The following is a 20,668-nucleotide window of genomic DNA, read 5'->3' as shown; positions in this document are numbered from 1 at the left end:
CACTGTTCGGATTACTTGAATAATGTTGGATGAATTACGCCAAATCGCTATTTTTGCCAAAGCCGTTGACCACGGCTCATTTCGTGCGGCAGCGAAGGCATTGCGCCTGTCTCCCTCGGTTGTTAGCCACCACATCAGCCAATTAGAGGAGCGCTTAGGTACTGCGCTCCTTTACCGTTCCACCCGTAAGTTGTCTCTTACATCAGATGGTAAGCGGCTATTGGCGGCTGCACACGTCATGTTAGAGGCGGTTGAAGCGGGCATACAAGATATCTCAAATCAGAGTAACCAGCCTTCTGGAACATTGAAGCTGACAATTCCAGCCGTTTTGGCACAATCAGATCTGACAAGCCAAGTTGCTGAATACGCCTTGGCCTACCCGCAAGTAAAACTTGAGATTAATTACTCGGATAGCAAGCAAGATTTGATTACCGATGGCTTTGATGTGGCGATCAGAATGACAACCTCACTCGAAGATAGTGCTTTTAAAGCCAAAAAGCTCTATGAGATTAATCGGTGCTTAGTTGCGTCTCCGAAGTATCTTGAATCTTGCCATGACGTTTCATCACCGGATGAATTGGGTAACTTAGATTGGCTGGAGTTGGCACCGGTATGGCACAAGAAATTAGAATTCCGTTCAGTTGAGCAATGTGTGCAGGTACAGAAGCCGAAATCACAAATTAGTGTTAACAATGCCTATGCATTAGCTCGTCTAGCTTGCTCTGGAGCAGGGTTGGCAATTATTCCTGAGTTTTTAATTCAAGCAGATATAAATGCAGGCAGACTTTGCCATGTACTACCAGGCTGGAAGATCTCACCTGTAAGTGTCTTTGCTGTTTGGCCATCGAATGCGCCTAAAGATGGCCTAGTTAAACATTTCTTGGATTTCTTGAAACCATCAGTTAATTGAGGCAGATATAATTTGATCTCGGTCTACTAATTAAACCAAATTGGTCAACCACTTTGAGCGGTTGGTATATAATGTAATCAAATTCTAATTTAGCCGTTCGAGGTATACGTGTACAGAGGTAATTTATGCTCTCTGGAAAGCTATCGTCATATTCCATATCCGTTGATTGAACTCATCCAAGTGGTAAAGCGAAAAATTCAATCTAATAGCAAAATTGGTACCTACCCATTGATTGGAGATGATGTTTTCTATTTTATTGTTGACGATAAAACAAAGCAGTTTTCAGAGACAAAGTCAGAAATTCATAAAAAATATATTGATGTCCAAATTGTATTAGAAGGAGAGGAAAGGTATGGATATAGCCTAAGCTCCTTTAATTCAATCGATGAAGACTTCATTGCAGAGAAGGATGTAGCTTTTAGTCAAGATGTAACTTATGAGCAATTTGCCACTCTGAATAAAGATGATTTTATTATTTTCAACATAGAACAACCTCACCGTCCTTTAATCGCTGTATCTGAACCTGCAGGTGTAAAGAAAGTCGTAATTAAAGTCAGTAAAGAGTATTTAACTAATAACTCAGAGGTTTAAATGAATACATATATGAATATATTGGAGTGGGAAGACAGCGCTATCCCACATCGCTTGTGGGTTGAAAGATTGGATAATGATCAGACCCGCTTGTGCATGAAAATCGTGAAAGATGTTGAACCAGAGATGCTTTACCTTGAGCTGCCGGTATCACAAGAAAAGGTGATGGGGGCATGGCAGGGACGGGCTGCCGCAGTATCCGATGCTTATGATGATGGCTGTTTATATTCTCAAGTTCGTAGCTTGTTTAATCTCGACAGTGGCTGTGTAGTCTGGACGGTTAACCATATTCAGCTCGCTGATAAGCACAAGATGTCAGCGGACAAACTAGCCTTTATTCCCGGCATGACTCACGATCAGGGGTTGTTGAAGGCTATTTTAGAAACAGCTTAGCTGAAAGATCTCTACCTGCTATATTTATACTCTTGTGTGTTAGTAACTCTAAACCATTTAGACTTTCAAAAATAAAGCACATCATGATTAAAATTGATGTGCTTTTTATTTTAGTAAGGAGTTTTTATTTAAATTGCAAAGTAATATTAAGCAGCGCGTCTTGAAGTTAGCATTCTTGTTATTGTGTACAAGTTGACAACAATGAAGGTTGATTCCATTAATGTTCCCCCGATAGACCCCAAGAGCAAGTTATTCGTTAACCAACAAAATGAATTAAACAAGATGAGTAAACGTAACTTTATACCTTCAGCCTGGAATAAGCCCAAAGTCGCAACAGAAGCACCAAAAATGGTCAGTAACTCATAACTATGCTGTAAACTCGGCAAGCCCATTAGCCATAACAAGGAAATAAAGAACCACATCACTTTATTTGACTTGGTTTTTGTTGAAGCATAACTTCTTAATGCGCTTATTCCACAACCAAAGGCAGCAGTGAAAGCCCCCATGAGTATAAAGTGGCTGCATAACACAACTTGGAATACGGTTAGGTGCAGGCGAAAGCGGTTTCCGTCTTGATGGAGAAAAGCTGAAGCACCGACTACAAAAGCAAACAGGCCAACACTCTGGGCGAAATCAAGTTCTAACATGGTAAGTCTCTACGGTGATCTCTTAGGGTTAATCTTGTGACGGAACCAACTTGGATAGATACTGACAGCACAATGTTGGACTTGATAAAATTGGCGTTGGCCAATGTTGGATATATTCAACTGCCGTGGCCATTGAGGCTTGAGCAAGCACGATGGTATCGTCGGAAATCTCATTGCGATCGATGTATTTTGCAATGGCTTTGGCATAGGAAACCGTATCTCCGTCAGCATAGTACTGCCAGGCACCAGGAATCACTGTGCAGGTAACTTCAGGGGACTGCTTAAGTTGTTTTGCACATTGCCTTAGCAGTTCTAGGGTAGGTTCCATTGTACTTTCTAGTGCTGCAAGGACATGAACCTTGCTGTCCAATACCGCTTGCTCTGCCATCGGCCGATCAACACGAATTACCCGGGCAGTTATATTCGCTGTCTGTTCTGCCGCATCACCAATGGTTGAGCAGGTGCAGATAATGATATCAGCACCGGCCTTGGCAATGCCCTGTATTTCCTGCTGGACTTGATTGATAACACCCGGTGTCAGGCCATCAGCCATGGCTTGCTTGAGAAGTTGCTCATTCACATAGTGGCTAATCGTCACGTTCTTTTCGGCAAGGTATTGGGCGATGTAGGGGCGAAACAGTACTTTGTTTGCTTCTAGCGTGTAGAGAAAAGCGATTTTCATTGGTGCAATCCTTAGCCAAAATGAAAAATTGTTGGAAAAATAAAGGCTCCCCGTGGGAAGCCTTGAGGTAACTTGGGTATGCTGATTGAAATTAGCTTACCAAGTCAGCGGCTTCACGGGCAAGTCGACCAATTTCGTCCCAACGGCCTTCGTTGATCAGCTTCTTATCAACCATCCAGGTGCCACCGCAGGCAAATACACGGTCAACGGCGAGGTAGTCATTAACGTTCTTGGCATTAATACCACCAGTCGGCATAAACTGGATTTGGGTGTATGGTGCCAACAAAGATTTTACCATGTTGAGACCGCCAGAAGCTTCAGCGGGGAAGAACTTAAGCGTTGTCACGCCCATCTCGATAGCCGCTTCAACTGTGCTTGGGTTATTGACGCCAGGAACAATTTCAATTCCCAGTTCTTGGCACGCTTTTACGGTATTAGGGTTAAAGCCTGGTGAGACCACGAAGGTTGCTCCAGCTTCCTTGGCAGCAATGGCTTGCTCCCGGTTTAGTACCGTACCTGCACCAATCAACATGTCAGGCTGTGCCTCGCGAAGCAGTCGGATAGCTTCAGCTGCTGCATCTGAGCGGAAGGTAATTTCTGCGGCTGGCAGGCCATTTTCAGCCAGTGCTTTGCCTAGCGGGATAATATCTTCAGCGCGGTCAATCGCGATCACTGGAATGACTTTAATCTGTGCAAGTTGCTGTGCTGTAGTACTCATTATTGAGTCTTCCTTAGTTAAGTATCTGCTAGAATAAGTGCTCAGATAGAGCAGGTTCTTGTTCGTTAAATTGGATGTGCGCCATCGCTTGGTTAGGGATAATCGCCCCTTTGTGCTGGATTACCGTTCCTGCCAGCTGATGCCCTTGCTCCGAGCATTTCACCGGAGATTTACCATTTATCAGGCCTGCCATAAAACCAGCATTGAACGAGTCGCCCGCCGAGGTGGTGTCGACCACCTGTTTAACCGGTGTGGTAGCGACAAAAGTGCGGGTTTGGGTAGTGAAGTCCTCGAAGTAGTTGCCCTTCGCTCCCATTTTGACAACTGCTTGGCGCACGCCTGCGGCCTTTAGCCTTTCCAAGGTCGCTTCTTCGCTACTATCGCCCCACAGATTGGCTTCGTCATCATTGGTAACAAGTGCCAAAGCCGTGAATGCGAAGACCTGCTGGTAGCACTCTTGGGCCTGTTCGGCTGATTCCCACAGGGCAGGGCGGTAATTGGTATCAAACAAAATATCGACACCGGATTCAGCTAGCTGCCCAAGTAGAACAACAAGTTTTTGGCGGTCTTGCTTCGGCAAGATAGCCAGGCTGATCCCACTAAGGTAGATCATATTCATCTGTCCCAGCTCTGTTGCAACATGCTCAAAATCAGCATGCTGCAGCATGTAACGGGCTGCAGATTGGTTACGCCAGTACAGGAATGTCCGCTCGCCTTTGTCATCCAATTGAATCAAGTACAGGCCAGGCTGTCGGGAGCTATCACGAAGCACCAAGTCGGTGCTGACCCCCTCCTCCTGCCAGCGGCTGATCATGCCTTCGCTGATAGCATCTTGGCCGAGTGCCGACACGTAATTGATCTTGGCTGATTTGCCGGCTGTACGTGCTAGGTAGACGGCAGTATTGAGTGAATCACCGCCGTACGTTTGGTGCATGTCACCGAACGGCGCGCCATTGAGCTCAATCATGCACTCGCCGATGAGGGCAATGCGTTTCATGCTTGCTCTCCAGGTAGGGTGAAGTAGCGTTTAGCGTTGCTGAAACAGATGTCTTGAACCATTTTGCCTAGCATGTTGATGTCGTTAGGCACTTCACCGTTTTGTACCCACTGACCAATCATGTTGCACAGAATACGGCGGAAGTACTCGTGGCGGGTATAGGACAAGAAACTGCGAGAATCGGTCAGCATGCCGACAAACTGGCTGAGTAGGCCAAGCTGCGATAGCTGCTCCATCTGGCGCTGCATGCCATCTTTCTGGTCGTTGAACCACCATCCTGAGCCAAACTGAACTTTGCCTGCGATGCCGCCACCTTGGAAGTTGCCAATCATGGTAGCCATCATCTCGTTGTCGCGAGGGTTTAGACAATAAAGGATGGTTTTTGGCAGCTCGTTGGTCAGATCCATGTCATCCAGCAGCGAAGCAAGTTGGAAGGCAAACGGGCGATCGCCAATGGAGTCAAATCCGGCGTCTGCACCGAGCAGCTTGAACATACGGGTGCTGTTGTTGCGCTGGGCGCCAATATGTAGCTGCATTACCCAGCCGCGCTTGGCGTATTGCTTACCAAGCCATACCTGCACGGCGGTGCTGAATTGGTCAACTTCTTCTTCAGTCAGCATTTCACCGGCTAGGCGGCGAGTAAGCATGCTATTGAGAGTTTGCTCTGACGGTACTTTGCCGTAGCGTACTATTTCGATACCGTGATCAGCCGCTCGGCAGCCGTGCGCGGCGAAATGATCAAGGCGGCGGTCAAGAGCAGTAAGTAATTCGGCAAACGAAGCAATCTCGATATCCGCAACTTCACCCAATAACTGCATGTACTCAGCAAAGCCATCTAGTTCAATTTTGAAGGCTCGGTCAGGACGCCAGCTTGGGGCAACCTCGACATCAAAGCTGTCGTCTTCAGCAATTGCTTTGTGGTACTCCAAAGAGTGGATTGGGTCATCGGTCGTTCCCGCCATCACCACATTCATCTGCTTCATGATGCCATGGGCAGAGAACTCAGGGCTTGCTAGCATCTCGTTGCACTCGTGCCAGATCCCGTCAGCGGTCTCTGGGCCAAATAGCTTGCCGGTAATGCCGAATGGACGGCGTAGCTCTAGGTGAGTCCAGTGGTAAAGTGGGTTACCCAATGTCTGTGGAACCGTTTTGGCCCACGCCATGTACTTGTCGTAATCGCTGGTCTCTTTGCCTGTGATTAATGATTCAGGTACACCTGCGGAGCGCATGCCGCGCCATTTGTAGTGGTCACCTTCCAGCCACATTTGACCGATGTTATCGAAGCGGCGGTTTTCAGCGACTTCCTGCGGGTTCAAATGGCAGTGGTAGTCATAGATTGGCATGTCTTTGGCGTAATCATGGTAAAGCACACGCGCAATTTCATTGGCTAGTAGGAAGTCGTCACAAAGAAAGTCTTTCATTATAAGCTCCAAAACAACACCGGGCGAAAGCTATCGCCCGATGTTTAAAATCGGTTAAAGAGAAGCAACGGCGGCGCGTGCGCCTTTGCTGATAATAAGCTGGTAAGCTTTGGTCACTGCTTCTACGAAGTCGTCGTTTTGGAGCAGGTCGTTACCAAAAATGGCTTCGATACCCAAGATGGCTTTAACAACCGCAGGCTCTTTACCGTATTGCTGGTAGATTTCACGGAATTGCTCAACCATTGGGTCACGGACGTCAATTTCTTGATTTTCTTCGTCTACACCACTGATATAAGTCATCCAGCCGGCAATGCCCATGGCAAGCCACTTGTACTCTGTGCCATTAGCTAAGTGGTGGCGAAGCGAACCACCCATACGTTGAGGGATCTTTTGGCTGCCATCCATCGCGATCTGCCATGTCTGGTGTTTCAAGCTTGGGTTGGTAAATCGCTCGATCAGCAACTTGGCGTAAGCTTCCAAATCAGTACCCTCAGGCATGGTTAGGGTAGTAGCCTGTGCCTGCATCATCATGTCAAACGCAGCCTTGCGGTAGCTTTCGTTGGTCATGGTGTCAGAGATGTGCTTGTAGCCGCCAAGATAGCCAAGATAAGCAAGGAACGAGTGGCTGCCGTTAAGCATACGAAGCTTCATTTCTTCAAACGGTACAACATCGGCAACGAACTCAGCGCCGGCTACATCCCATTCAGGGCGGCCGTTAACAAAGTTGTCTTCAATCACCCACTGGCGGAATGGTTCACAGGCAATACCACATGGGTCAGCTACACCAACCAGTTCGGTGATTTCTGCTAGCGTCTCAGGGGTAGCAGCAGGGACAATGCGGTCAACCATAGTACACGGGAAGGTCACATTGGCTTCGATCCAGCCAGCGAGTTCTTGGTCAACCAAATTTGCAAAATCCAGAACCGCAGCACGAGCAACATGGCCATTTTCCTGCACGTTATCGCAAGACATTACGGTAAATGGCTTTAGACCAAGCTCACGGCGGATGCGCAATGCTTCAACGATGTAACCGATAGCAGAGCTAGGCTCACGAGGGTTGTCTAAGTCAGCTCTAATTAGAGCGTTGTTTTTGTCTAAACGGCCTGTCGCAGGGTCAGCGCAGTAGCCTTTTTCGGTAATTGTCATAGAAACAATAGCGACTTGCTCTTCAGACATTTTCTCTAAAACTGCACGTTTGCCTTCAAAGCTAGGGTGTAGCGACTCAGTGACTGAAGCAATCAGTTTTACATCTGTTGCTGTTGCGCCTTTTTCGGCAACGGTATACATGTGATCTTGGGCGCGAAGTTGGGTGATCAGCTCTTCGCCACCAAATAGGTTAATTTCACAGATCCCCCAATCACTACCTGTTTTTTCTAGCATCTCGTTGGTAAACAGGGCCTGGTGCGCGCGGTGGAAAGCGCCAAAACCCAAGTGAACGATGCGGCTTTTAAGGTTAGTGCGATCAAATTCAGGGCGAATGACGTTAGGGTTCAGTGTGGTATTTGAAATAGTGTCCATTTTTCTTTTCCTTTGGCCCACCAACATCTGCTGGTGGGCGGGTTCTCGGGGAAGCATTCAGCGTGTTATTGATTGAGGGACAAGTCCCAAAAATTAGTAGCCAAGAACCAAGTTAGGCAGGAACAGGCTTAGTTGAGGAATAAAGGTAACCGCCAGTAGTGCTGCAATAAGTGCGGCATAGAAAGGCAGTAGCGGCTTGATGATCTTATCGATGGAGACTTTTGCGACCGAACAACCGATAAACAAGGCGCTACCAACTGGCGGTGTACAGATACCAATTGCTAGGTTGAAGGTCATCATGATACCGAAGTGAACCGGGTCGATACCTAGGTCTAGAGCGATTGGCAGGAAGATTGGGGTAAAGATTAACACTGCTGGTGTCATATCCATGAAGATACCGACAATCAGTAGGATCAGGTTGATGATCAGCAGGATAACCAATGGGTTTTCAGACACAGCCAGAAGGGCATCGGCAATCATGTAAGGGATATCAGCATTCGCCATAGCCCAAGACATACCCATTGATGCACCAACAAGCAGCAGTACGATAGATGTTGTAACCGCTGATTCGAGGATGATTTTCGGAAGGTCGCGTATTTTCACTTCACGGTAGAAAATAACCGCCAATACGAAGGTGTAGACAACCGCAATCGCCGAGGCTTCTGTCGCAGTGAAGATACCGCCGATAATACCGCCCATGATGATGACAATCAGTAATAGCGATGGCATCGCTTTGATAAAGGTATCCCAGACCACTGCCAGTGATGGTTTTTCAGCAACCGGGTAGCCACGGCGCTTGGCAATGATACCCGCGACAATCATCAGGCTAAGACCCATCAGAATACCTGGGATGTAGCCACCGAGGAATAGTGCCGCAATAGAAGTACCGCCAGATACCAGAGAGAACACAATTAGGGTGTTACTCGGCGGGATCAATAGGCCTGTAGGGCATGAGGTGATATTAACTGCCGCCGAGAAGTGCTCGTCGTAACCGTCCTTTTTCTGTAATGGGGACATAGTGCCACCAACAGCTGCCGCAGAAGCAACCGCAGAGCCAGAAATAGAGCCGAACATCATGTTCGCCATCACGTTAACGTGCGCCAGAGAGCCTGGAAGGCGACCACCTAGTACTTTAGCGAAGTTGATTAGGCGGATGGCAATACCACCTTGGTTCATGATATTACCCGCTAGGATGAAAAACGGGATTGCCAAAAGCGCAAAATTATCTAAACCTGCTGCCATGCGTTGGGCAACAACGGCAATAGCTGGTTCTAGCGGTAAGCTCATCATGATTGTTGCCAATGATGATAGGCCGATGGCGAATGATACCGGGATCCCCAGCGCGAGTAATACGCCGAAGCTTCCGAATAGGGTGAGAATGACTTGCCATTCCATTGTGGAATCCTTCTTATAAAGTCTTGTTCAATGGTGAAGAGTTAATCTATTCACCGTTGGATATGTTTAATTAGCTTTCTTGGGGATCAGCAATGCAGATATTGCCGGAAATCAGCTGTTTTACTTTTTCCCAAGCAAAAATGACAGAGTAGAAAATCATCAATGCGCCGCTAATAGGTAGGCAGAAATAGATGAAGCCCATCTCCCAGCCGAGTGCTGGTGTAACTTGACCTGTCGCTAGTGTCTTCATTGCTAAATTAGTGCCGCCGTATACAAGGACAATAAAGGCAAAGACGGCAATGGCTAACTGGATAAAGATTTCATTGAACAGCTTTCTTTTGCCGCTGAGCTTCATGGTTAGCAGGTCAATGGCAAGGTGGCGCTTGAGGCCTGTGGTGTAAGCCGCGCCGATCAGGGCTACCCACATAAATAGATATCTCGCTAGCTCATCAGTAATAGTGCTTGGTTTACCAATGATATAGCGGGAGATCACCTGCCAGATCACACAGAACACCAGGAAGGTAGAGAGAGACACGGTAAACATCGCCAACCCTCTATTTATGTAACCAACCAATTTATTCATCTTTAGTTCCTTTCAAATAAATAAGCATGCTCAGATTTGTCTATTGGTGAACCAATGTAAGCAGATATGTTATCTAGCTATGTTTAAGCACGCGCTTTTTCTGTGGGGATTATAAGGTGGTGGATTTTTTAGTCACGTGAGCCAAGTCACAATTGAATTGGTTGACCAATTTTAGGGTTTTTATTGTGATATTGGTCAATCAATTTGCTTTTTTGTTTTGACGGTTTTTCGATTTGGACGCAATATTGGCCCCGTACTTAAGAAATACCCTACACAATGGACAACCAATTCCACGGAGATATAACAATGATGACGCGTAAAAGTGCACTTACTGCAGTGATCGGTGCTGCCCTTACTTTTGGTGCTACAGCTTCTGCTTACGCAGCAACGACCTTCAAGCTAAGTCACAACCACCCGCGTGACCATGCAGTACATAAAGCGATGGACCACATGGCCAAAGAAGTTCGCGCTCTGACTGATGGCGAAGTTCGCATCCGTATCTACCCTGATGCGCAGCTAGGTACCCAGCGTGAATCCATGGAGCTAATGCAGAACGGCGCATTGGAAATGGTAAAAACCAACGCTGCTGAGCTTGAAGCCTTTGCTCCAGCTTACTCGGCATTCAACCTGCCATACCTATTCCGTGATAAGACTCACTACTACAACGTGAAAGAAGGTGAAGTAGGTGAGGAAATCCTAGCGTCTTCTCGCGACAGTGGTTTCATCGGTGTGACTTACTATGATGCTGGTGCTCGTAGCTTCTACACATCTAAGCCAATTGAAACACCTGAAGATCTGAAAGGTATGAAGATCCGTGTTCAGCCTAGCCCGTCAGCGATTGCGATGGTAAATGCACTGGGTGGTAGCCCAACGCCGCTAGCATACGGTGAGCTTTACACAGCACTGCAGCAAGGTGTTGTTGATGCAGCAGAAAACAATATTCCTTCATTCAGCCTGAGCCGTCACAGTGAAGTATCTAAGTACTTCAGCCTAGATGAGCACACCATGGTTCCTGATGTACTGGTTATCTCGACCAAAGCCTACGATGGTCTATCAGAAGAACACCAGGAAGCATTGAAAAAAGCAGCGATGAGCTCGATGGAAGTGATGAAAGAGCTATGGGCTGAGTCTGAAGCGAAAGAGCGTGCTAAAGCAGAGAAAATGGGCGTAACTTTTGTTAAGCCAAATAAAACGGCATTCGTTGAAGCGGTACAGCCAATGTACGATGAGCTAGAGAAATCTAACCCTGAGCTGAACGAAATCGTAGAGCGCATTAAAGCGGTTCAATAAGCGGTAAAAACAGACTGTTGTAACCATAAAAATCAAAGTGTTGCCACACTTTTACATTAAGAGGTTGACCAATTTATATTGGTCATTATGATGGCGAATAAGTGCAATGGAAAAAAGTGACAATATCATCATGATGCCCTTCGAACCGAAACGCCCATACCAAGAGCTTGGTTTGGTGTTGAGACAAGAACTTATCGATGGCCGCTATAAAGTGGGCGATCGGTTACCGCCAGAGCGGGATATCGCCGAGCGACTGGATGTCAGCCGAACGGTAGTCCGTGAAGCGATTATTATGCTAGAACTTGAAAATCTTGTTGAGGTGAAGAAGGGGTCTGGGGTTTATGTCCTCAATATTCCTAGCCACTCCAATAGCCGGGAGAATGTGATCAGCGATGATGCAGGTCCATTCGAAATGCTGCAGGCAAGGCAGTTGCTCGAAAGTAATATTGCCGAGTTTGCAGCTATCCAGGTGACACCGAGTGATATTGTGAAGATGCGTGCGGCGCTGGATCTTGAGCGCAGTGAAATTGCCTCTGGGGCAGATGAGTGTTTTGGTGATGAGCAGTTCCATATGTGTATTGCCGAAGCGACGCAGAACTCAGTGTTGGTCGATATGCTAAAGCAATCGTGGGAGCGGCGTGAGCAAAGCCCGATGTGGAAGAAGCTACACTCGCACATTATTGACCTGGCATACCGTGAGGAATGGTTGGAAGATCATGCGCGTATATTGGCAGCGATGCAGCGCAAGGATCCGATTGCAGCTAAAAATGCCATGTGGCAACACCTTGAGAATGTGAAACAACGCCTGTTAGAACTTTCTGATATTGATGATCCGAATTTTGATGGCTACTTATTTAGCTCGAATCCGGTAGTTCTCCTTGGTGGTGAGAAATAAACCGCCAAATAATTAAATTAGGCCAATGAGTCTTTATTGGCCTCTTTAAAAGCAGTTATTTTCAAGTAATTGTGCATTCTAAATTGTAAAGTACTTAACTCAGAATTATTGAGCGGGTTAAGTGTGTCTATAAAAGGTGATTGTCATGGAACAAACCTGGCGCTGGTATGGCCCTAATGACCCTGTATCGCTTGATGATATTCGTCAAGCGGGTGCGACGGGAATTGTAAACGCACTACATCATATTCCAAACGGTGAAGTGTGGACGGTGGAAGAAATCCTAAAGCGCAAAGCGATTATTGAAGAAAAAGGATTAACCTGGTCTGTTGTTGAAAGTGTGCCTGTTCATGAAGAAATAAAGACACAAACAGGTAATTACCAACAGTGGATTGATAATTATAAGCAGACACTTCGTAACTTAGCCGAATGTGGTATCGATACGGTTTGTTATAATTTTATGCCGGTATTAGATTGGACACGTACCGATCTAGAATTTGAAATGCCAGATGGCTCAAAGGCACTACGTTTTGACCAAATTGCTTTTGCGGCATTTGAATTATTTATTCTTAAACGCCCGGGTGCTGAAGAAGAATACTCAGCTCAGGAGCAAGCTGAGGCACTGGAATATTTCAATACGATGTCAGAAGAGGCAGTTGCACAGCTAACAAGCAATATTATTGCCGGTCTTCCTGGTGCTGAAGAAGGTTACACCCTTGAGGAGTTTCAGGCACAACTTGACCGCTATGCGGGCATTGATAAAGACAAACTGCGTCAGCATATGAAGCACTTCCTAAGCGAGTTGATGCCAGTGTGTGATGCAACAGGCTTGAAAATGGCGGTTCACCCTGATGATCCACCACGCCCAATCCTTGGCCTGCCACGTATTGTCTCGACGATTGAAGATATTGATTGGCTGACAGCAGAAGTACCAAGCAAGAATAATGGTATTACCATGTGTACCGGCTCTTACGGTGTCCGTGGTGACAACGACTTGGTGAATATGATTAAGCAACATGGCGATCGTGTTTACTTTACGCACTTGCGCTCAACACAGCGCGAAGAGAACCAGTTGAGCTTCCATGAAGCCGCTCACCTTGATGGCGATGTTGATATGTACAATGTCGTGATGGCTATCTTGGAAGAAGAGCAGCGCCGTGAAGAAGCTGGTGATACCCGCCTGATCCCAATGCGCCCAGACCATGGTCACCAAATGCTGGATGACCTGAAGAAGAAAACCAATCCAGGCTACTCGGCGATTGGTCGATTGAAAGGACTTGCTGAAGTACGTGGCTTGGAAGTGGCACTTAAACGCGCTTTCTTTAAAAAATAAAAAAGTCCTTATACACGTAAATTAAATGTGTATATACCTACCAACGTTTGGCCCGATTATCGGGCCTTTTTTTTATTTCTCGATCAAACCGACATTTATTTTGTGGCACTCCATGTAAGGTGTTTCTTTCCCATAATTCTATGGGCTATCTCTCGTACTCGACACTTGCCACAACAGGGATAACACATGGCAAATAAACTATCATTTAAAGTTAAAATAATTACCACTTTGATAGCTATATTAATAGCTACCGTCATTACGTCATTTTTTAGCGTCAATTATTATTTGAGCCATTATATTTTTGACAGTGATGCTGAAAGTATCAATGCACAAATTAGCTTAGTGAAAGATAAGCTGTATGATGACATACGCAATAAAGTATTGATTTCTGAAAATATTAGTTTGGATATTACTGGTATTCAGGAAGTTACTGAGCGTGCAGGGTTTTATGCTGCTGCAAAAGTGATTGCTGATTTTGTTATTACCGATAAAGGGCGGATTGATGATGAATCCGTAGCAAATCATTACATTGAATTGGTAAACAATGCCAATGGCACGACAGTGAGTGATATTTTCTATCAAAATGATATTCCTTTAATTTCAATTACTGTACCTAGTGGAAATGGCGGTGATATCTTTTATCTAGATATGAGAAATACGCAGCAACTGCTGACACAGTCATCAGTGGAAGGGAGCTACTTTGACCTCAAAGATAGCAAAGGCTCGTTACTCTTTAGCAACCGTACTGACGGTGATCTTATTCCTTATACCAACCAGTTTACGGTAGGTGATAGCCAATGGACGCTGACAGGCTATATTGACCGCGGTTACATCCAGCAAAATACCAACGCCTTAAGTGGCAGTATTACCATGGCGCTTGTGCTGGTGGCTTTGATTTCCATTCCTTTGAGCATTCTTTTTATCAACACCATCTTCAAGCACCTCAGTACGCTCAGGAACATCATTGTTGGTCTCTCAAGGGGGGATGCAGATCTCACCCGGCGCTTAGATGTCTACAGCAACGATGACCTAGGTAAGATAGCCAGTGGAATTAACCAGTTTATTGAAAACCTACAAAGAATGATGCTGGAGGTTTCGCAGTCTAGCCTGGCCATTGAGCATGAAGTGGCGGCATTGAAAGACAAAGCGGATTCCAATAAGTCTTTGCTCACTCGCCATACTCAAGAAACAGAAAAAGTGGTGACTGCAATAAATGAGATGAGTGCAACGGCTGAATCAGTAGCGCATAGCGGTAAGAGCGCTGCCGATTTCACCCATGCGACTAATGTCGAAGCCGAGAAGTCGAAGGATGTGGTGAAGATTGCTTCAGGTAGCGTGAACCAGCTATCGACGGAAGTGGAAAGCATGTCGGTATCTATCCAGACCATGAGCAAGGACTTCGAGAAAATCGATGCAGTACTTCATGTGATAGGTGAAATTGCCGAGCAAACCAACTTACTGGCACTAAATGCGGCTATCGAAGCAGCTCGTGCCGGCGAGCAGGGAAGGGGCTTCGCAGTTGTTGCTGATGAGGTGAGGGCACTGGCAGCGAGAACGCAGCAGAGTACGTCTGAAATCGATACCATGCTATCGGATTTACGCAAGGCAACGTCGGTCGTTGTGCAGTCGATGGATGTGACGAAGGGAAGTTGCGCCCAGACGGTCGAGCATACAGCCAACGTCATGGCTTCTTTGGAGTCGATGACTAACTCCATTAGCCAGATCAACGATCTGACTACCCAGATTGCCACGTCAGCCAACGAACAGAGTGTGGTGACCGAAGAGGTGAACAAAAATATGATTGCGATTCACGACATGATCAACGAGCTCAATTGCAACGCTGATGATTCTGTCGCCAGTACCGAGCAACTAGCTGTTACCAATAGCCAATTAAATGCCATGGTAGCGAATTTTAAGTTGAAGTAAGCTGATTTTATCAGTGATAATCAATCTTATTATCACTTTTAATGTGGAGTATTACATGGCCCAGGCGATGAGTCCAAAGATGAGCCCAAAACAGCTTTCAGTAGTGGGAAACGAGCTGATCACCCCAAATATGATCCGTTTGACGCTTGGCGGTGAAGGGAGCCACCACTTTTCTCAAGAGAGTGGTGGGCAATATGTGAAGTTCCTATTTGCTGCTGATGGCAGTACGGATATCAGTGCGCTGCCTGAGGGGCAAAGACCTATGATGCGTACCTTTACAGTTTCAGGTTATCAAGCTGGCTCTGAGGGTGAAGATGGCACGATAACCATTGATATTGCCAAGCATGAGCTAGCAGAGGTCGAAGGGGAAATTACGCCCGATATCGGTGGTTACGCTTCCCGCTGGGCACTCAAAGCACAAGCCGGAGACACTATTTCTTTGGTTGGCCCTCGCCCGATTCAGGCGATGCCTGTTGAGGCTGAGCGTTTCTTGTTGGTTGCAGATATGACTGCGCAAACTGCGTTGCAGGGCAAATTGGCGTTATTGCCCGAGAGCGCGAAAGGTCATGTTGTTCTTGATGTAACGACTGAAGCTGATGTACAGCCACTTACATTGCCAGAAGGCGTGGAGTTGGTTGTCAACATCAGCACTGAATGCGCGTTGTCTGACAGCGTCAAAGCACTTGCTCTCGATACTGACAGTTTATCTGTGTGGTGTGCCTGTGAGTTCAGTGAAATGCGTGCTATCCGCAATTATATTACTTCGGATAGAGAGGTAGACCGTAAAATGTGTTACTTCAGCAGTTACTGGAAACAAGGTGTAACCGAAGATGGCCATAAAGTGCTGAAGCGTGAAGATAGTATGGCGTTAGAAGAACAAGCGGCTAAAAAGAAATAATACATATTAAAAACAACGTTAAAATGAAAAGCCCTGCAAAGATATTTTGCAGGGCTTTTTTATTAATTTTATATGCTGGAAGTTATTTTGTTTGATTATCGGAAAGGAATTAAAGTATACATGTGAGTTTATTTTTACTTTTAATTTCGGTTATTTAAAAGTGGCTCTATTAAGAAAAAAGACAGTTTATGAAAATTAATTAACAGTGTATAAATCGCGAGTTCACCTCTCATTTGCGGATAGTTATCAATTGCTAAAGCCTTTCTATATGGGGGGTTAGGGCAGGTTTTGCTGCGAAATTGCATTTCAAAAAAATAAAGAAGTTGTACATATTTACGGTCTGTTGCTCAAAAAATACGTGCTTGCGTTAATTTATTATCACATAATGTCTTAAATTGATGGGGATCATTAATTTGTGACTACTACTACTTTAGTATCAGCAGCATAATAAATAAGTAAAACAACCTGTGTTATTTGTATTGTTTTTATATAACAAATTACTTTTGGGAATGTTTTACTCCTCATTCATAATGGTCGCAATATGAAAAACTGGATAAACGAAGCAATTCTTTCGCCAATGAAGCGCCGTAGCTTTATTAAGTGGAGTGCCGCTGTTGGGGGCGCTGCCGCTACTGTAGGCTCTGGCCTTCCGTTAAAAGCGGTTGCAAAAACAGAAGAAGAGGTTGCTGGCGAGACAAATACTGTCTGGTCTGCATGTATGGTTAACTGTGGTAGCCGTTGTGCACTTCGTGTACACACGAAAGATGGCGTAATCACCCAGATCGAAACGGATAACCGTGGTGATGATAGCGAATTTGGTAAACACCAAATCCGTGCGTGTCTTCGTGGCCGCTCAATCAAGCACCGTGTTTACAACCCAGATCGTTTGAAATACCCAATGAAGCGCGTCGGTGAGCGTGGTGAAGGGCGTTTCGAGCGAATAAGCTGGGATGAAGCGTTGGATCTGATGGCGGACAAACTCAAGTACACCATCAAAGAGTACGGTAATGACTCTATCTTTATTACTTATGGCTCGGGTACTCAGGGTTACCGTACTGACGGTAAAGATTGCTTCAAGCGACTATTCAACATGATGGGTGGTTTCCTGGATTACTACGGAAACTACAGCTGGGGGCAGATCATGTTCGCTCTGCCATTCACCTATGGTGACAAAAAGGCAGCGGCTTACGGCTCTTACACCACTGAAATCGAAAACGCAGAACTGCTAGTCATGTTTGGCTACAACCCTGCGGAAACGCGTATGAGTGGTGGTGGTGAGATCCACGAGCATATCTCTGCACAGCGCAAGAAAAATGTCCGTACCATTATCATCGACCCACGTTACACCGATACCATGCTAGGTAAAGAAGATGAGTGGCTAGCCATTCGTCCGGGTACTGATGCGGCATTGGTTGAGGCTATCGCACACGTATTGATCACTGAGAACCTAGTCGATCAAGCGTTCCTAGACAAATACTGTCAGGGTTACGACGAGAAGACACTGCCAGCAAGTGCGCCAGCAAACGGTCACTATAAAGCGCATATCTTGGGCCAAGGTCCAGATGGTCTTGAGAAAACGCCAAAATGGGCGGCAGGTGTCACAGGTATTCCTGAGAAGAAAATTATCCAGCTTGCCCGTGAAATCGGTACCGCGAAGCCATGTTTTATCACCCAGGGTACGGGTATTCAGCGTCAGGCGAACGGTGAGCAAACTTCACGTTCTATCGTTATGCTGCCAATCCTAACCGGTAACATTGGTCTACCAGGTACCAATACTGGCGATATGCCTGCCAACTACGGTTACCCAGCACCGCGTATCCCTGTGGGTACTAACCCTGTTAAAGTCAAAGTCCCGTTCTTCAAGTGGAGCGATGCGATTTGGCGTCACGAGGAAATGACCGATAAGACCGACGGTATCCAGGGTGACGAGCGTATGCGTGCGCCAATCAAGTTTATCCTTGCTTACTCAGGTAACGTATTGATGAACCAGCATGCGGATCTAAACCGTAACGCAGAAATCATCAAAGATGAGTCACTGGCTGAGTTTATCGTGGTATGTGATAACCACATGACGGCATCTGCCCGCCATGCTGATCTATTGCTGCCAGATGTAACGACTATCGAGAATAACGAAGTGAGCTCTGACGGTTACTCGTCAGGTTCGATGGCGGGCCTATGGCCGCTAGTACGTGCGATTGAGCCACTTTACGAAACACGCAGTGCGTACCAGATGTGTGCGGAGCTGTCTAAGCGCTTTGGCCTATACGACCAGTTCACTGAAGGCCGCAGCCGTGATGAGTGGCTTGAGCACCTGTACGCCGAGCGTATGAAGCAAGATCCAAACATTCCTTCTCTTGAGCAGCTGCGAAAAGAAGGCCCTTATACTGTGGTGGCGCCGAAAGAAGGCCGTATCGCCCTGGAAGACTTCCGTAAGGATCCAGAAGCGAACCCAGTTGGCACCCCATCTGGCCGTATCGAGATTTACTCGACCAAGCTAGAGACGATTGCCAAAGAGTGGGAGCTGAAAGAAGGTGATGTGATCACGCCACTTCCGCAATACGTGACAACGTGGGAAAGCCACTTGGATCCTAAGACCAAGGAATTCCCACTGCAGCTATTTGGCTACCACACCAAAGGCCGTACCCACTCGACGTACCACAACATTCCGTGGCTGCGCGAAGCGGTATTTGACGGTATTTGGATGAACCCTGTCGATGCTGCTAAACGCAACCTGAAGAGCGGTGACTTCGTGAAGGTTTGGAACGACCGTGGTGAAATCCGCGTTGCGATCAAAGTGACTCCTCGTATCATGCCGGGCGTGACAGCCCTAGGCCAAGGTGCTTGGTATAGCCCTGACAAGAAAGGTGTTGACCAAGGCGGTTGTATCAACTCGCTAACGTCACAGCGTGCAACCCCGTTATCGAAAGGTAACCCACAGCACACCATTCTAGTTGAAGTAGCCAAGGCCTAAGGAGAAGCGTAAATGACTCAATATGGTTTCCACGTAGATACCAGTAAGTGTACTGGCTGCAAAACGTGCCAAGTATCTTGTAAAGACAGAAGTGACCTACCAGTAGGTGTTAACTGGCGTCGTGTATACGAATACGCGGGCGGTGACTGGGTACAACACGAAGACGGTACGTTTACCAATGATGTGTTTGCTTACTACATGTCTATCAGTTGTAACCACTGTAGCAACCCGGCATGTACCAAGGCATGCCCGACGGGTGCAATGCACAAGCGTGAAGAAGACGGTCTGGTTGTGGTTGATGGCGATGTATGTGTGGGTTGCCGCTACTGTGAGATGGCTTGCCCTTACGGCGCGCCTCAGTACGACCCAGAGAAGAAACACATGACCAAGTGTGACGGCTGTTACGAGCGTATCGGTACAGGCCAGAAGCCAGTGTGTGTTGAATCTTGCCCGCTACGTGCGATTGACTTTGGTCCTATCCACGAGCTACGCCAGAAGTACGGTGCCCGTGCGGATATTGCACCATTGCCAGATCCACGCTTGACCAGCCCGAACCTTATCGTTAGCACTTGCTCAAACAGCAAGCTGAGCGGCGATACCAAGGGTAGTATCCAGAACCCAACGGAGGTGGGCGCATGAGCCAGTTATCGCTAGTTTTCTTTACCGTATTGGCACAAAGTGCGGTCGGTATGTTCATTGCGCTTGGCTTGGTTGAAATGCTGTTCAAGCCAAATGAAAAAGCCATGTCCCAAAGCATGACTCGTAGCTTTATCGCGGTATTTGTTTTGCTAGGCATCGGTGCAGTGGCTTCTGTCACTCACCTCGGCCAGCCATTCCGTATGTTCAACGTGATGTTTGGTTTGGCACACGGCAGTGCGCTAAGCCTGGAAATTGTTGGCTTGAGCCTATTCGGTGGTGCAGGTGCGGCTTACACAGGTATGCGCTTGTTTAACCTTATGCCTGCAATCCGCAAAATGTTGCTGCCGGTTGCCATGGTTCTGGGTGTGGTATTCATCCTGGCCATTGCTAATGTGTATACGTTGGCGACAGTGCCGACGTGGAATACACCATTTACCTCGTTCCAGTTCCTGATGACCGCTGCTGTACTGGGGCCAATTGCTGCTGCAGTCATGCTGCGCGCTCAGTCAGCAAGTCTGGGTGAACTTGGTGCAAAGGCAGATCGTACTTTGGCGGTTTCAGCTGCCGGCTTTGGCCTTATCGCCCTGATGGGTTATGCCGCTTACCTTGTATGGCTAGGCCAGCTTAACGTTCACGTTAATCCGTTTGAAGTGGTGGATTACTCTTTCCGCTTGGCGCTAGTGCGTGTTGGTTTGTTGCTTGCTGGTGTATTATTCTGGCTAGTAAGTGCTATGAAGGGTAACTGCAATGCTAAGCATGTTGCGATTGCCAGCTTTGTGCTTGTATTGGTATCAGAGTTTATGGGCCGTGCCTTCTTCTACGATGTTTACATCAGTGCAAGTGCAGGCATGTAATTGTTCGCAT

Annotated in this window: 19 protein-coding genes; 11 read left to right on the top strand and 8 right to left on the bottom strand. The window is 46.8% G+C overall.

Annotated elements, in window-relative coordinates; translation table 11 throughout:
- The first annotated feature begins 22 nt into the window (after positions 1-22).
- From ACXAGQ_RS19915 to ACXAGQ_RS19905, 3 genes are all read left to right on the top strand, one after another.
- Positions 23-910, top strand: a complete 888-nt coding sequence (locus ACXAGQ_RS19915; protein WP_475256202.1) for a LysR family transcriptional regulator — start codon at positions 23-25, stop codon at positions 908-910.
- Between the two features lie 108 nt (positions 911-1,018).
- On the top strand, positions 1,019-1,501 hold the full coding sequence (locus ACXAGQ_RS19910) for a NanQ anomerase/TabA/YiaL family protein (RefSeq protein WP_475256200.1): 483 nt from the start codon (positions 1,019-1,021) through the stop codon (positions 1,499-1,501).
- A complete protein-coding gene (locus tag ACXAGQ_RS19905) occupies positions 1,502-1,894 on the top strand; it encodes a hypothetical protein (protein ID WP_475256199.1) in 393 nt (130 codons plus the stop codon).
- A 146-nt stretch (positions 1,895-2,040) separates the two neighbouring features.
- Here ACXAGQ_RS19905 and ACXAGQ_RS19900 read toward each other — a convergent pair whose 3' ends face one another.
- The 8 genes from ACXAGQ_RS19900 to ACXAGQ_RS19865 all read right to left on the bottom strand — a co-directional run bounded on the left by ACXAGQ_RS19900 (position 2,041) and on the right by ACXAGQ_RS19865 (position 9,855).
- Positions 2,041-2,541, bottom strand: coding sequence for a YgjV family protein (locus ACXAGQ_RS19900; protein ID WP_475256197.1), 501 nt, complete (start codon positions 2,539-2,541; stop codon positions 2,041-2,043).
- Between the two features lie 28 nt (positions 2,542-2,569).
- Positions 2,570-3,223: a hypothetical protein gene (locus ACXAGQ_RS19895; protein WP_475256195.1), complete on the bottom strand. Its 654-nt coding sequence runs from the start codon at positions 3,221-3,223 to the stop codon at positions 2,570-2,572.
- A 91-nt stretch (positions 3,224-3,314) separates the two neighbouring features.
- A complete protein-coding gene (locus ACXAGQ_RS19890; protein WP_475256194.1) occupies positions 3,315-3,941 on the bottom strand; it encodes a bifunctional 4-hydroxy-2-oxoglutarate aldolase/2-dehydro-3-deoxy-phosphogluconate aldolase in 627 nt (208 codons plus the stop codon).
- 28 nt (positions 3,942-3,969) lie between these two features.
- Positions 3,970-4,938: a sugar kinase gene (locus ACXAGQ_RS19885; RefSeq protein ID WP_475256193.1), complete on the bottom strand. Its 969-nt coding sequence runs from the start codon at positions 4,936-4,938 to the stop codon at positions 3,970-3,972.
- Positions 4,935-6,359 carry a glucuronate isomerase gene (gene uxaC / locus ACXAGQ_RS19880; protein WP_475256191.1) on the bottom strand — a complete coding sequence of 475 codons (1,425 nt, stop codon included), beginning with the start codon at positions 6,357-6,359 and terminating at the stop codon, positions 4,935-4,937. Before uxaC ends, ACXAGQ_RS19885 begins: the two co-directional genes overlap by 4 nt.
- A 54-nt stretch (positions 6,360-6,413) precedes the next feature.
- Positions 6,414-7,877, bottom strand: a complete 1,464-nt coding sequence (locus ACXAGQ_RS19875) for a fructuronate reductase (RefSeq protein ID WP_475256189.1) — start codon at positions 7,875-7,877, stop codon at positions 6,414-6,416.
- A gap of 93 nt (positions 7,878-7,970) precedes the next feature.
- Positions 7,971-9,272 (bottom strand): TRAP transporter large permease, encoded by a 1,302-nt coding sequence (locus ACXAGQ_RS19870; protein ID WP_475256187.1) that lies wholly within the window; start codon positions 9,270-9,272, stop codon positions 7,971-7,973.
- 70 nt (positions 9,273-9,342) lie between these two features.
- Entirely contained in the window at positions 9,343-9,855 is a 513-nt protein-coding gene (locus ACXAGQ_RS19865; protein WP_475256185.1) for a TRAP transporter small permease, read from the bottom strand.
- Between the two features lie 306 nt (positions 9,856-10,161).
- Here ACXAGQ_RS19865 and ACXAGQ_RS19860 point away from each other — a divergent pair, with 306 nt between their 5' ends.
- The 8 genes from ACXAGQ_RS19860 to ACXAGQ_RS19825 all read left to right on the top strand — a co-directional run bounded on the left by ACXAGQ_RS19860 (position 10,162) and on the right by ACXAGQ_RS19825 (position 20,658).
- Positions 10,162-11,145, top strand: a complete 984-nt coding sequence (locus ACXAGQ_RS19860; RefSeq protein WP_475256184.1) for a TRAP transporter substrate-binding protein — start codon at positions 10,162-10,164, stop codon at positions 11,143-11,145.
- A gap of 106 nt (positions 11,146-11,251) precedes the next feature.
- Positions 11,252-12,040: an FCD domain-containing protein gene (locus ACXAGQ_RS19855; protein ID WP_475256182.1), complete on the top strand. Its 789-nt coding sequence runs from the start codon at positions 11,252-11,254 to the stop codon at positions 12,038-12,040.
- A 145-nt stretch (positions 12,041-12,185) separates the two neighbouring features.
- The gene (gene uxuA / locus ACXAGQ_RS19850) at positions 12,186-13,370 is read left to right on the top strand and encodes a mannonate dehydratase (RefSeq protein ID WP_475256180.1); all 1,185 of its coding nucleotides are present in this window, start codon (positions 12,186-12,188) and stop codon (positions 13,368-13,370) included.
- Positions 13,371-13,655: 285 nt separating this feature from the next.
- The gene (locus ACXAGQ_RS19845; protein WP_475256178.1) at positions 13,656-15,296 is read left to right on the top strand and encodes a methyl-accepting chemotaxis protein; all 1,641 of its coding nucleotides are present in this window, start codon (positions 13,656-13,658) and stop codon (positions 15,294-15,296) included.
- Positions 15,297-15,375: 79 nt separating this feature from the next.
- Complete coding sequence (locus tag ACXAGQ_RS19840; protein ID WP_475256176.1) at positions 15,376-16,194, top strand: siderophore-interacting protein; 819 nt, start codon at positions 15,376-15,378, stop codon at positions 16,192-16,194.
- A 541-nt stretch (positions 16,195-16,735) separates the two neighbouring features.
- Positions 16,736-19,165, top strand: coding sequence for a DMSO/selenate family reductase complex A subunit (locus tag ACXAGQ_RS19835; RefSeq protein WP_475256174.1), 2,430 nt, complete (start codon positions 16,736-16,738; stop codon positions 19,163-19,165).
- A gap of 12 nt (positions 19,166-19,177) precedes the next feature.
- Positions 19,178-19,804 (top strand): DMSO/selenate family reductase complex B subunit, encoded by a 627-nt coding sequence (locus ACXAGQ_RS19830; RefSeq protein WP_107296216.1) that lies wholly within the window; start codon positions 19,178-19,180, stop codon positions 19,802-19,804.
- Positions 19,801-20,658 carry a dimethyl sulfoxide reductase anchor subunit family protein gene (locus ACXAGQ_RS19825; RefSeq protein ID WP_475256173.1) on the top strand — a complete coding sequence of 286 codons (858 nt, stop codon included), beginning with the start codon at positions 19,801-19,803 and terminating at the stop codon, positions 20,656-20,658. The genes ACXAGQ_RS19830 and ACXAGQ_RS19825 overlap by 4 nt, the downstream gene beginning before the upstream one ends.
- Positions 20,659-20,668 lie beyond the last annotated feature (10 nt).

Source organism: Photobacterium sp. ABD4_091 (assembly GCF_056160145.1).
Note: the sequence above shows the minus strand (reverse complement) of the source record. Positions and strands in the feature narration are given on the sequence as shown.

Bases quoted from the DNA above. Each gene is read 5' to 3' on its own strand.
- ACXAGQ_RS19895 (WP_475256195.1), bottom strand. From the start codon at position 3,223: ATGAAAATCGCTTTTCTCTACACGCTAGAAGCAAACAAAGTACTGTTT.
- ACXAGQ_RS19840 (WP_475256176.1), top strand. From the start codon at position 15,376: ATGAGCCCAAAACAGCTTTCAGTAGTGGGAAACGAGCTGATCACCCCA.
- ACXAGQ_RS19860 (WP_475256184.1), top strand. From the start codon at position 10,162: ATGATGACGCGTAAAAGTGCACTTACTGCAGTGATCGGTGCTGCCCTT.
- ACXAGQ_RS19855 (WP_475256182.1), top strand. From the start codon at position 11,252: ATGGAAAAAAGTGACAATATCATCATGATGCCCTTCGAACCGAAACGC.
- ACXAGQ_RS19885 (WP_475256193.1), bottom strand. From the start codon at position 4,938: ATGAAACGCATTGCCCTCATCGGCGAGTGCATGATTGAGCTCAATGGC.
- ACXAGQ_RS19890 (WP_475256194.1), bottom strand. From the start codon at position 3,941: ATGAGTACTACAGCACAGCAACTTGCACAGATTAAAGTCATTCCAGTG.
- ACXAGQ_RS19905 (WP_475256199.1), top strand. From the start codon at position 1,502: ATGAATACATATATGAATATATTGGAGTGGGAAGACAGCGCTATCCCA.
- ACXAGQ_RS19870 (WP_475256187.1), bottom strand. From the start codon at position 9,272: ATGGAATGGCAAGTCATTCTCACCCTATTCGGAAGCTTCGGCGTATTA.
- ACXAGQ_RS19835 (WP_475256174.1), top strand. From the start codon at position 16,736: ATGAAAAACTGGATAAACGAAGCAATTCTTTCGCCAATGAAGCGCCGT.
- ACXAGQ_RS19825 (WP_475256173.1), top strand. From the start codon at position 19,801: ATGAGCCAGTTATCGCTAGTTTTCTTTACCGTATTGGCACAAAGTGCG.
- uxuA (WP_475256180.1), top strand. From the start codon at position 12,186: ATGGAACAAACCTGGCGCTGGTATGGCCCTAATGACCCTGTATCGCTT.
- ACXAGQ_RS19865 (WP_475256185.1), bottom strand. From the start codon at position 9,855: ATGAATAAATTGGTTGGTTACATAAATAGAGGGTTGGCGATGTTTACC.
- ACXAGQ_RS19915 (WP_475256202.1), top strand. From the start codon at position 23: ATGTTGGATGAATTACGCCAAATCGCTATTTTTGCCAAAGCCGTTGAC.
- ACXAGQ_RS19900 (WP_475256197.1), bottom strand. From the start codon at position 2,541: ATGTTAGAACTTGATTTCGCCCAGAGTGTTGGCCTGTTTGCTTTTGTA.
- ACXAGQ_RS19830 (WP_107296216.1), top strand. From the start codon at position 19,178: ATGACTCAATATGGTTTCCACGTAGATACCAGTAAGTGTACTGGCTGC.
- uxaC (WP_475256191.1), bottom strand. From the start codon at position 6,359: ATGAAAGACTTTCTTTGTGACGACTTCCTACTAGCCAATGAAATTGCG.
- ACXAGQ_RS19875 (WP_475256189.1), bottom strand. From the start codon at position 7,877: ATGGACACTATTTCAAATACCACACTGAACCCTAACGTCATTCGCCCT.